General features: G+C 36.8%; 13 protein-coding genes. 12 read left to right on the top strand and 1 reads right to left on the bottom strand.

Annotated features, from left to right (window positions below; genetic code table 11):
* Positions 1-70: 70 nt before the first annotated feature.
* A complete protein-coding gene (locus RGB74_RS10205) occupies positions 71-457 on the top strand; it encodes a DUF1259 domain-containing protein (RefSeq protein ID WP_310759211.1) in 387 nt (128 codons plus the stop codon).
* Positions 458-654: 197 nt separating this feature from the next.
* On the opposite strand, the gene lexA is transcribed toward RGB74_RS10205, so the two are convergent.
* On the bottom strand, positions 655-1,269 hold the full coding sequence (lexA, locus tag RGB74_RS10200; protein ID WP_310759210.1) for a transcriptional repressor LexA: 615 nt from the start codon (positions 1,267-1,269) through the stop codon (positions 655-657).
* A 161-nt stretch (positions 1,270-1,430) separates the two neighbouring features.
* Here lexA and RGB74_RS10195 point away from each other — a divergent pair, with 161 nt between their 5' ends.
* The 11 genes from RGB74_RS10195 to RGB74_RS10145 all read left to right on the top strand — a co-directional run bounded on the left by RGB74_RS10195 (position 1,431) and on the right by RGB74_RS10145 (position 11,911).
* A complete protein-coding gene (locus tag RGB74_RS10195) occupies positions 1,431-1,697 on the top strand; it encodes a cell division suppressor protein YneA (protein WP_310759209.1) in 267 nt (88 codons plus the stop codon).
* 19 nt (positions 1,698-1,716) lie between these two features.
* Positions 1,717-2,361 carry a YneB family resolvase-like protein gene (locus RGB74_RS10190; protein ID WP_310759208.1) on the top strand — a complete coding sequence of 215 codons (645 nt, stop codon included), beginning with the start codon at positions 1,717-1,719 and terminating at the stop codon, positions 2,359-2,361.
* A 59-nt stretch (positions 2,362-2,420) separates the two neighbouring features.
* Positions 2,421-2,660: a DUF896 domain-containing protein gene (locus RGB74_RS10185; RefSeq protein ID WP_310759207.1), complete on the top strand. Its 240-nt coding sequence runs from the start codon at positions 2,421-2,423 to the stop codon at positions 2,658-2,660.
* 104 nt (positions 2,661-2,764) lie between these two features.
* A complete protein-coding gene (locus RGB74_RS10180) occupies positions 2,765-3,049 on the top strand; it encodes a HesB/YadR/YfhF family protein (RefSeq protein WP_310759206.1) in 285 nt (94 codons plus the stop codon).
* 174 nt (positions 3,050-3,223) lie between these two features.
* The gene (tkt, locus tag RGB74_RS10175) at positions 3,224-5,227 is read left to right on the top strand and encodes a transketolase (protein WP_396136061.1); all 2,004 of its coding nucleotides are present in this window, start codon (positions 3,224-3,226) and stop codon (positions 5,225-5,227) included.
* 154 nt (positions 5,228-5,381) lie between these two features.
* Positions 5,382-5,822: a sporulation inhibitor of replication protein SirA gene (sirA, locus tag RGB74_RS10170; RefSeq protein ID WP_310759204.1), complete on the top strand. Its 441-nt coding sequence runs from the start codon at positions 5,382-5,384 to the stop codon at positions 5,820-5,822.
* A gap of 78 nt (positions 5,823-5,900) precedes the next feature.
* Positions 5,901-6,119 carry a YneF family protein gene (locus tag RGB74_RS10165; RefSeq protein ID WP_066241071.1) on the top strand — a complete coding sequence of 73 codons (219 nt, stop codon included), beginning with the start codon at positions 5,901-5,903 and terminating at the stop codon, positions 6,117-6,119.
* 93 nt (positions 6,120-6,212) lie between these two features.
* Positions 6,213-7,262, top strand: coding sequence for a tRNA 2-selenouridine(34) synthase MnmH (mnmH, locus tag RGB74_RS10160; protein ID WP_310759203.1), 1,050 nt, complete (start codon positions 6,213-6,215; stop codon positions 7,260-7,262).
* A 96-nt stretch (positions 7,263-7,358) separates the two neighbouring features.
* A complete protein-coding gene (locus RGB74_RS10155; protein ID WP_310759202.1) occupies positions 7,359-9,110 on the top strand; it encodes an ABC transporter transmembrane domain-containing protein in 1,752 nt (583 codons plus the stop codon).
* A complete protein-coding gene (locus RGB74_RS10150; protein ID WP_396135958.1) occupies positions 9,107-10,909 on the top strand; it encodes an ABC transporter ATP-binding protein in 1,803 nt (600 codons plus the stop codon). Before RGB74_RS10155 ends, RGB74_RS10150 begins: the two co-directional genes overlap by 4 nt.
* Positions 10,910-11,047: 138 nt before the next feature.
* On the top strand, positions 11,048-11,911 hold the full coding sequence (locus RGB74_RS10145) for a M15 family metallopeptidase (protein ID WP_310759201.1): 864 nt from the start codon (positions 11,048-11,050) through the stop codon (positions 11,909-11,911).
* Positions 11,912-11,966 lie beyond the last annotated feature (55 nt).

The raw sequence follows: 11,966 nt of genomic DNA, 5'->3' as shown, positions 1-11,966 counted from the left end.
AATAGATGATTGTCCATATCGGATCTATCTAATACATCATAATCTAATAGTGACAGGAGTGAATGAAATTATGAAGACGAATGATGAATCAATTTGTCAAGAGTTTGCGAGAATTATTGGAGGGCAAGCAGGATTTGCCGGTGGAAAATGTGTGGCAACAATAAATCGAGATGATATAAAAGCTACAATTTTGGGTAAGCGGTTTAGGGTAACAACTTCTTTCTCATTTGAGTCAAGAGATAGTTGTGGAAAAGCCTTGTGTCTGGGTAGAATAGCACTTTTGCAAAAAGAGGTAAGTGAATTTGTTGAATCCATTCTTGATCAAGGAATAGAAGTATCTTCTGTACACAACGAGTGGTTGTTCGACAAACCGAATTTGATTTACGTTAATATTGAAGACGTTGATGATCCACTGGATTTTGCAAGAAAAGTCAGAAGAGCTTTGAGAAGCCTATAGTTGAAAAGCTGACTCAAAATGGCAGGAACGAACGGTTTATGTAAACTGATTTTTTATTTTAATACATGAAAATGCACCAAGGGCTTTAAATAGTAATTTCATCTTTAACAATAGGTGTTATTGTAACTGTGGAATATAGAAATATGAAGATAAACGAAAAAAGCTGCCTTGCTGAGGCAGCTTTTTTAAATTTCTAATTAATGGATCGTTCTGTATACGCCGATTACTTTCCCTAGGATTGTACAGCTTTGAAGGATAATAGGTTCCATAGAAGAGTTCTCAGGCTGAAGACGGATGTGATTCTTCTCTTTAAAGAATCGTTTTACCGTTGCTTCGTCCTCGTCGGTCATTGCTACGATAATGTCACCATTGTTTGCAGACTGCTGTTGTTTAACAACGACTAAGTCACCATCTAAGATTCCGGCTTCAATCATACTGTTTCCAATTACTGAAAGCATAAAAACATTTTCGTCACCTACCATATATTCAGGCAAAGGAAAGTATTCTTCTACATTTTCAATCGCACTGATCGGCAGCCCCGCTGTAACCTTACCGAGCACGGGAATTGAAATCGATTTAACAGAAGCAACATTATCTTCTAAACCTAATACTTCTATTGCTCTCGGTTTTGTTGGATCTCTGCGAATAAGTCCTTTTTTCTCCAGTCTTGCTAAATGCCCATGCACTGTGGAACTCGACGCTAATCCTACAGCTTCACCAATCTCCCTTACAGATGGGGGATATCCTTTTTGAGAAACTTCTTCTTTTATAAAATCCAAAATATCCAACTGTCTTCTGGATAACTTAGTCATTTTTATGCACCTCACCAGAATTTTTATCTATAAAAAGTATAGCATGGCATTGTTTCATATACAAACATAAGTTCGAAAAAACAGTTGACACCGAACAAACGTTCCAGTTATTATAAAAACATAACATACGAACAAACGTTTGTTGAAAGGGGATTTTAACAATGAAACAAGGAACAGTACATGTTATGGTATTCTTATGTTTAGTAGGTGGGATTTTCTTTACGTTATCAAATATGGCAGCAAAAGATACACAATATATAGAGGTTACCGTTAAAGAAGGAGATTCTCTTTGGAGTCTTTCTGAAAAGTATACAGGAGAACACAAGTATTCAAATTGGGAATTTATAAAATGGGTGGAAGATAGAAACAGTGTTAATGCTTCTGCTGTATTCCCTGGTCAGAAACTCGTTATACCAGTCAACAAATAAAGAAAAGCAGGTCACATTCATGAAAGCAATCATTTACTGCAGAGTAAGTACGGAAAAGGAAGAACAAACTACTTCTATTGAAAGGCAAAAGAGTGAACTCCTCAAAATGGCAAATCAATTTGGAATGGAAGTAATTGATTCGATCACTGAAAAAGCAAGCGGTTATTCTTTAGACCGGGAAGAGTTGTTAAACCTTTTAGATATGGCCAGGGATGGATCTTTTCAATGTTTATTGATTCAAGATGATACAAGATTAGGCAGAGGTAAAGCTAAAATGGCGATCCTGCATCAGCTTCTGAAATATAATATCAAAGTGTTTACCCTTTCTCATCAAGGTGAATATACGTTAACTGAAGCGGATGAGATGGTCTTGGATATCGTATCAACGGTAGAGGAATATCAGCGGAAACTTCACAACATGAAAATTAAGCGGGGAATGAAAAAAGCTGTTACAAATGGTTTCAAACCGCAAAAAAATTTAAAAAATAAAAATTTGGGTGGAAGAGATAAAAAAGAAGTCCCCATTAATGAAATCGTTCGGTTGAAAAACATGAAACTGACATTCAATGACATTGCCATTACACTCCGGGGATTAGGTTTTAATGTCTCAAAAGCAACCGTTCATAGAAGGTATCAGGATTATATAGAAAATAGTGATAACTAGAAATTCTTATTGTACTCATGTAGGATAGAATTTAAGAGTACAAAAAAGGAGTTTTTCACATGTTATCCAAAGAGAAATTACAAAGAATAAATGAACTATCTAAGAAATCTAAACAAACTCAGCTGTCCGCTTCCGAAAAAGCAGAACAAAAAAAGCTGCGAGAGGAATATTTAAAGGTTTTTAGAAAATCGTTTAAACAAGATTTGCACGGAGTAACGTTCATCGATCCGGAAGGCAACGATGTTACACCAGAAAAATTAAAAAGAAGTAAAGAGAATAAAGATAACTTAAAGCACTAATACAAAATGCCTATTTGCGAATCCGCAAATAGGCATTTTTTCTGTTGCAATTTTCTTATTAACGTATATACTGTTATATAACAACTATGAAGGGAGAGAATATTTTGACTTTTTCAATTTCAAGTACAGCTGCCAATCTTTATAAAGATATTGATTTGGGAGCAAAAGAAGGATTGCGTTTGTTTGTTAAGTATGCAGGAAGCGGAGATTCAGGAGGATTTTCACTTGGGGTGACACCTGCAATTCCTGATGAACGTGATTACGTTCAGGAAGTAGAAGGAGTTAAATTTTTTGTACGTCCCGAGGAACAATGGATTGTAGAAAATATGGAATTAGATTATGATGAAAATACTGATTACTTTTCTTGTCATTTTCCTAATTTAATATAATTAAATGAATTACCGCCTGTTCTACAACAACATAGTTGATATAGTTCAGGCGGTTTTTGTATGAAGTGAAGTGGGTATAGGCAAAATAATAAAAGTTTGTAAGGTGTTTGTCTTGTCTAAAATGAGTTGAACGTTTATTATGAAAGTCAAAATGGATTAGATACATATGAAGGGATGATTTATTTGTCACGTAATATTGATGAACTAGCAATTAGTACTATCCGTACTTTATCGATCGACAGTGTTGAAAAAGCTAACTCTGGACATCCAGGTATGCCAATGGGTTCTGCACCTATGGCATATAGTCTGTGGACGAAGTTTATGAACCACAGTCCTGCCAATCCAGATTGGTTTAACCGGGATCGTTTTGTTTTATCAGCAGGACATGGCTCTGCTTTGTTGTATAGTTTACTGCATTTAAGCGGTTATGGATTAACAATAGATGATCTTAAGCAATTTAGACAATGGGGAAGTAAGACTCCTGGACATCCAGAATACGGACATACTGTTGGAGTTGAGGCAACAACGGGTCCGTTAGGTCAAGGTATGGGAATGGCTGTCGGTATGGCAATGGCTGAGCGTCATCTAGCAGCTAAATATAACCGTGATCAATTTGACATCATTAATCATTTTACTTATGCGATTTGTGGTGACGGTGACCTAATGGAAGGTATCTCTTCAGAGGCAGCGTCTTTAGCTGGTCACTTAGGACTGGGCAGAATGATTATGCTTTATGATTCTAATGACATTTCTTTAGATGGAGAATTGCATCACTCTTTCTCTGAAAATGTTCAGCAAAGATTCGAAGCTTACGGATGGCAAGTTCTTTTTGTTGAAGATGGTACAGATTTAGATGAAATTGAAAAAGCAATTGCTGAAGCTCAAAAAGAATTAAACAAACCTACTCTAATTGAAGTGAAAACAGTGATTGGACATGGTTCACCTAACAAATCCGGTAAGTCTGCTTCTCACGGTTCTCCACTTGGAAAAGAGGAGATTTTATTAACAAAAGAAGCTTATAAATGGACTTTCGAAGAGGACTTCTACGTACCTGAAGAAGTAAGATCTCATTTTGAAGATCTGAAGTCTGAGGGTCAGGATAAAGCGAATAAGTGGAACGAATTATTCAAGTCGTATGAAGAAGCATATCCAGAATTAGCACAAGAATTAAAAGGGGCTATTAAAGGCGAACTTCCTGCCAATTATGACGAGAACATGCCTGAATTTGATAAAGCAATCGCTACACGTTCATCATCTGGTAAGGCGTTAAACGTGCTTGCTAAAAACGTACCTTCTATATTCGGTGGTTCTGCTGACTTAGCCGGATCAAACAAAACGCTGCTAGAGGGTGAAGTTAATTTCAGCCGTAACGACTACAGCGGACGTAATGTTTGGTTTGGTGTACGTGAATTCGCGATGGGTGCTGCATTGAATGGTATGGCTCTGCATGGTGGTCTCAAAGTTTACGGAGGTACTTTCTTCGTATTTTCCGATTACGTTCGTCCAGCTATCCGACTATCGGCATTAATGGGTCTTCCAGTTACTTATGTGCTTACACATGACAGTGTAGCAGTCGGTGAAGACGGTCCTACACATGAGCCGGTTGAGCAGCTTGCTTCATTACGCGCTCTTCCGAATTTAAATCTGATTCGTCCAGCAGACGGGTACGAATCTAATGCAGCATGGAAAGTTGCTGTGGAAAGTAAAGATCAGCCAACTGCTCTTGTATTGAGCCGCCAAGATCTTCCTATCTTGAAAAACTCGAAAGAAAAAGCGTATGAAGGAGTAAAACGCGGAGGCTACGTTATTTCTCCAGCAGATGAAGAAGCTGAAGTACTATTATTATCTGCAGGTTCAGAAGTAAGCCTGGCAGTGGAAGCTCAAGAATTATTGAAAAAAGAAGGAATTAACGCATCTGTAATTTCAATGCCTTCTTGGGAAAGTTTTGATAAGCAGGATAACGATTATAAAGAGTCTGTACTGCCTAAACATATTACAAAAAGATTAGCGATTGAAATGGGCTCCTCATTAGGCTGGCATAAATATACAGGTCTTGATGGAGACACGCTTACGATCGATACATTTGGGGCATCGGCACCAGGGGAAACCATCATCAAAGAATATGGCTTTACTCCGGAAAATGTAGTAAGCAAAGTAAAGAATTTGTTAAACAAATAATACAAGAGTCAATGTAAAAGAAGGTTTTCAGCTGAAAGCCTTCTTTTCTTTGTAATTCGACAAAAAAAGTTTCTTTTCACTCCTTCGTTTAGACAAGCTTTTCGGCATTATTTGTTTATACTACAAACAAAGCAGTCGGAGAGGAGCAGTTTTCATGAGGGAATTCTATATTTATTTAATTACAAAAGAAGTTGCTCATGCCTACTATGGAAAAGAAAATAAATTATTTCAATTATTTTTGGAGGAGCAGAAAGCTGCGGGATGTTCCAAAGAAATTTTAGAAAAGCAAATCAGCTATGTGACTTCACTGTTGTCTTTATCTCAGTTAGAAGAGCACTTTTGGGAACAACTAAACGAAAAATATGAATGGCGATATGAAGGTCATTCATACAGAATAGATTGTAATAACAGTACTGCAAGACTAGAAATGAATAAAAGAAATTTGCATTTATTTAGTTTTGGAGATTTGGAAGCAGAAACTGTAATTTTTGAAGCGCTAAGAAGATTTGAACCCTATTTTTTAGGTATGGATTATCAACAAAAAAAATTTGGGTGGCTTTCACCGTTTAAATTGAATAAGGTATATGCTACATAAATCGCTTTCAAATCTTGTGTGGAACCCATAACTTGTAGTAAACTAGTTCTAGACAACATGAAGGAGGAAGTTTTAACAATGGGTACTGGTATGATAATCCTTGTGTGTGCACTTTCACTGATTGCAGGAGTTGCGATCGGATTTTTTATTGCCCGCAAGTATATGATGAGTTATTTACAAAAAAATCCGCCGATTAATGAAAATATGCTTCGTGTAATGATGATGCAGATGGGGCAAAAGCCTTCTCAGAAGAAAATTAATCAAATGATGCAGGCGATGAACAAACAAATGAAGTAAAGTGGACAAGCACCCCAAATATCTGGGTGCTTGTTTTCGTTAAACGATAAACTTGTTTCTTTTTAAGATTCGCTAATTTAAAGGGTGATAACTGTGGGCGATAAGATTACTACAATTACAATTGATGAGTTGATGGAAGAATCCTATCTTCTATTCGATGTCAGATCTCCAAAAGAATTTGAAGAATATCATATTCCAGGTGCGAAAAGTTTAAGTATCTTCTCAAATGAAGAAAGAGCCGAAATTGGAACGCTTTATAAACAATCCGGTAAAGAATACGCAATAGAACGCGGCTTGGAAATTACAGCTCCAAAATTAACTGGATTTTTTCAAAAAATTAAGTGTGAAATGCAAAAGAATCCTGGTAAACAAGTTGTTATATATTGTGCCCGTGGAGGGATGCGCAGTAAAAGTATCTCACAAACAATGAATTTAATGGGTATTAAGTCTCTTCAGCTGATTGGAGGGATTCGTTCTTATCGTAAATCAATTGAACAATTTTTTAAAAAATTGGAACAGAGGAAAAAGAAGATTATCGTTATCGAAGGCCATACTGGAGCGATGAAAACAAAACTTCTCGAAAATTTACAGCAAGAAGGTTATCCTGTCATTAACTTGGAAAAAATGGCAGGTCACAAAGGATCAATATTCGGAGGAATTGGCGAAGAAGCGGCATCACAAAAAATGTTTGAATCCAGACTTTATGAGCGTTTAAAAAAGATTCAACAGTCATCATGCCTTATTATTGAGTCAGAAAGTAAAAGGATTGGCAGAGTAATAGTCCCGCAATTTTTACTGGAAGGTAAATTTTCTGGAACAAGAATACATGTTCAAGTACCTTTTTCAATGAGAGTAAACTATATTTGTGAAGTATACAATCCTTCTTTACATGAAGAGCAGATCGAAGAAGCTATTAATAAGCTCACGAAACGTATTTCGCCATTGATTATGTCAGATATCCAAGCTGCAGTATCCAATGGTGATTATGAAAAAGTAGTATCTCATTTATTGGAATCATACTATGATCCTAAATATGATTATGCAAAAGAAAAGTATGAAAGTTCTTGTGTGGATGTAATTGCAGACACCTTTGAAGAATTATATCAGAAGGTGAAAAATGAAATAGATTTAATAAACAATTAGGAGCTAGCCAGAGAGCTGCTCTTTTTTTCTTCCCAATAACTCTCATATATTGGTAAACTATAAGTGCGTGGAATTGCTTACGAGGGGGAACGGATTGTGAGGGTGTTCTTACAATTAATGTGGTATTTCAAACAAGAAAAATGGCGGTATTTAGGCGGTATTTTCATGTTAGCCTTAGTATCCCTTGGGTTATTGGTACCTCCGAAAATCGTTGGTAGCATCGTCGATCATATGAAAGAGGGAACATTGACCGAAGAACTGCTCTGGTATTATGGAGGTGTTCTAATTGGGATCGCACTCGGAATTTATATTCTTCGATACATATGGAGAATTTTTATTTTTGGAGCAGCTGTTAAACTTGCAATGTTATTAAGGAACAAATTATACACACATTTCACGAAAAAATCTCAAGAGTTTTATCATAAACGACGTGTTGGGGATCTGATGGCACATTCTACAAACGATCTTCAGGCTATTCAACAAACAGCTGGTGATGGGGTGCTGACTTTAGTCGATTCGTTGATGATGGGCGGTATGACCCTTGTAGCAATGGCTACAACGATCAGCTGGAAATTAACACTTGTTAGTTTAATCCCGCTGCCTGTGATGGCTTGGGCTACAAATAAATATGGGACGATGCTGCACAAAAGATTCCATAGTGCACAAGAAGCCTTCTCTGTGTTAAATGATAAAGTACAAGAAAGCATTTCAGGGACCCGTGTTATAAAAGCATTCGGGCAAGAAAAAGAGGATATAAATAGTTTTACTGATCTTTCGAAAGACGCAGTAAAGAAAAATATGGCTGTAGCGAAAATCGATTCTTTATTTGATCCTACCATTTCCTTAATAATCGGATTTTCATTCTTGCTTGCAGTGAGCTATGGTTCTAGATTAGTAGTGAATAATGAATTGACGATTGGCGAACTTGTGTCTTTTACTAGCTATCTTGGACTGTTAATATGGCCGATGCTTGCTTTCGGATGGCTTTTTAACATCGTTGAAAGAGGAAGAGCGTCATATGATCGTGTGGAAGCGTTGCTTGCAGTCAAAGAAGAGATCGTTGATCAAGGTAAAATCGAGTATAGTCCTAAAGGAGACCTCGTGTATCAAATAGATAAATTTAGTTATGCTGATCACTCTCCTGTACTTAATAATGTTCATTTCTCGTTAAAGAGAGGTAAGACACTTGGTGTTGTTGGTAAGACAGGGAGCGGAAAAACGACACTTTGCCGGCTCCTTTTACGTGAACATAACATGAAATGCAGGGGAATTCTTTTAGACGGTAACGATATTTGCGAATATCGGCTTGATAAATTGAGAGAATCGATTGGATATGTTCCACAGGATCACTTCCTTTTTTCAGCGACAATTTCAGAAAACATCGCTTTTGCTAATATAGACTCTCCTTTTTCGAAAATTAAAGAAGCGGCAGAACTTGCTTCCATACATCTTGATATTACCCAATTTAAACAAGGGTATGAAACCGTAGTTGGAGAGCGGGGAGTAACGTTGTCAGGTGGGCAAAAACAAAGATTATCAATTGCAAGAGCCATTCTTAAAGAGCCTGAAATTTTGATATTGGATGATTCGTTATCAGCTGTGGACGCAAAAACAGAAGAAATCATCCTTCAAAATTTAAAAATGAAACGCCAAAACAAAACGACCATCATTACATCACACCGGCTTTCATCGATTGCGCATTGTGATCTGATTATCGTTTTGGATCACGGTTCAATAATCCAAAGTGGCACCCATCAAATATTACTGGGTGAAGAAGGCTGGTATAAAGAAACATATGAGCGCCAAGCATTAGAATCGCTGATTGCACAAGGAGGTGTTAACGCATGAGCACTCCTAATTTTGAAGGGCAACAAGAATTAAAGCAAATGAAACAATGGAACGTATTTAAACGGTTAATGTCATATACTAAATTGCATCAACGGAAATTGGCATTAGCCTTTCTACTGTTATTGCTTGCAACTGGAGCAGAATTAACTGGGCCGATTTTAGTTAAAACTTTTATAGATGACCAGCTGACGCCCAGCAGCTTTGATTATCAAATGTTGTGGCTGCTTGCAGCTGGATATGTTAGTTTGATTGTATTTTCTGCGACGGTCCATTATATGCAATTGGTGCTGTTTCAATCGGTTGCACTTGATATTATTCATGAAATTAGAATACAGATTTTCTCGAAAGTACACACGTTAGGTCTAAAGTTTTTTGACCGCACTCCTGTTGGAAGTTTAGTGTCTCGTATAACTAATGATACAGAGGCAGTAAAAGATTTATATGTAAGTGTACTCTCAACTTTTGTTCAAAATATAGTTGTCTTGATCGGAATTTTCGGTTTTATGTTTTATTTAAACGTAAAATTAGCATTGTTTTGTTTAGGGATTATACCTTTTATTACAGCCATAATGTGGCTGTACCGTAAATATAGTTCAAAATCATTCTATGAGATGAGAGAAAAACTGAGCCAGCTGAATGCAAAGCTAAACGAATCTTTGCAAGGAATGGCGATTGTACAAGTATTTAATCAGCAAAAACGGCTGCGCCATGAGTTTGCAAATATCAATAAAGAACATAACGAAGCACAAATGAGAAATATAAAATATAATGGTTTACTTTTACGGCCAGCAGTAGACTTGATTTATATGTTTGCTTTGCTCATGATTCTTTCGTTTTTTGGAATAGAGTCATTTGGTTCAAGTGTGGAAATAGGGGTTATTTACGCGTTTATTAATTATTTGGATCGTTTTTTTGAACCCGTAAATATGATGATGATGAGACTATCAATCTTTCAGCAAGCCATTGTGTCAGCAGGCAGAGTCTTTACTGTGATGGATGAAAAGGAAGCGGCTCCAGTGAAGAATGGGGAGGGGTATCCCGTCATACAAGAAGGCAAGATTGCATTCGAAAATGTATCTTTTTCTTATGATGGCGAGCAAGAAGTTTTAAAAAACATTTCGTTTACTGCATACCCTGGCCAGACCGTTGCTCTAGTAGGGCATACAGGAAGCGGAAAAAGTTCAATCATTAATTTGCTGATGCGCTTTTACAATATTGATAAGGGAGAAATTTTAATAGATGATATACCTTTAAAATCATTTGAAAATAAGGAAATACGAAATAAGGTAGGACTTGTTCTTCAAGATCCATTTTTGTTTGTTGGAGATATCGCACAAAACATCAGACTATACAATTCTTCGATTACTGATGAGGATGTGAAAGATGCTGCACGCTTTGTTCAAGCATCATCTTTTATTGAGAAACTGCCAAAACAATATCGTACAGAATTAGGTGAAAGGGGTTCGACTTTTTCAAGCGGGCAGCGGCAATTGATTTCTTTTGCTAGAACGATGGCATTTTCGCCTCAAATCTTAATTTTAGATGAAGCTACTGCAAATATTGACACTGAAACAGAAGAAGAAATACAAGCCGCATTGAATAAAATGAGAAACGGCCGTACTACAATTGCCATTGCTCATCGACTCTCAACGATACAAGATGCAGATTTAATCTTAGTACTACATAAAGGCGAAATCGTTGAAAGAGGAACACATCAAGAGCTATTAATGCATAGAGGGCTATATCATAAAATGTTTATTTTACAGCACGGGAAAGATTCAATTGAAGATGTAAGCTAGGGACCGCATATTTGGTTCCTTTTTTTGTCTAAATTTCATCAAAAATTCGACTATCATACCTTTCATATTGACTTATTTGCATATTGTCCTATGATAAGATAGCATACAAACAAACTGATTTAAAAGGATGATAACGTTTTGAAGAGATTTGTTAAACCATCAATGCTGATTGGTTCCATCCTATTACTCTCTGCTTGTAAACCCGTTGACTGGGTAGAGAAGGAATGGAATGCGGCATTTAACGATTCAGAGAAAAAGAATCAATCAGAAGAAAAAAAGAATGAAACAGAGAAAAAAGAAGATCAGGCCAAGAAACCTGATCAATCTAAAACGCCATCTGAAAGTAATAGCGGACAAGAACAGAATCAAAAGGATTTACCGTGGCTCGAAGAAACTGTCCAAGCATCTTCAGACGGGAAATCGATCGTTCAGAACCCTGATGACCTTTTAGTAGTAGCCAATAAAGAAAGAAATCTTCCAGGGGACTATGAACCTAAGGATCTTGTTATTCCAAATGTCCCTTTTCCTTTTAAAGAGGATTTACCTAAAAAGAAAATGCGAAAAGAAGCTGCTTCTGCTTTAGAAGAACTCTTTAAAGGAGCAGAGGATCAAGGGCTTGAATTACTTGCACAATCAGGTTACCGTTCATATGAAACACAAGTTTCTATATTTACGTACAACGCTAATCAGCGCGGAAAAGAAAAAGCGAACCAGGTAAGTGCACAGCCTGGGCAAAGTGAGCATCAGACAGGTCTTTCTATGGATGTCACTTCTCCGAAAGTTAACTATGGACTTGAAGAGAAGTTTGGTGAGACACCGGAAGGAAAATGGCTTGCTGAAAACGCAAATCAATATGGCTTTATTATCCGTTACCTCAAAGGAAAAGAAAAAGTAACAGGATACAGTTATGAGCCGTGGCATCTTCGTTATGTAGGCAAAGAACATGCAAAAGAAATTTATAAGCGTGGAATAACGCTGGAAGAGTACTTAGATAAAAAATAATTGGGAATTAGACAGCTTTGGGTGAAGCTGTCTTTCTTAATGATTGAACAAATGT

This window comes from Bacillus sp. NEB1478, assembly GCF_031582965.1.
In the GTDB taxonomy this organism is placed as follows: Bacteria; Bacillota; Bacilli; order Bacillales; family Fictibacillaceae; genus Fictibacillus.
Note: the sequence above shows the minus strand (reverse complement) of the source record. Positions and strands in the feature narration are given on the sequence as shown.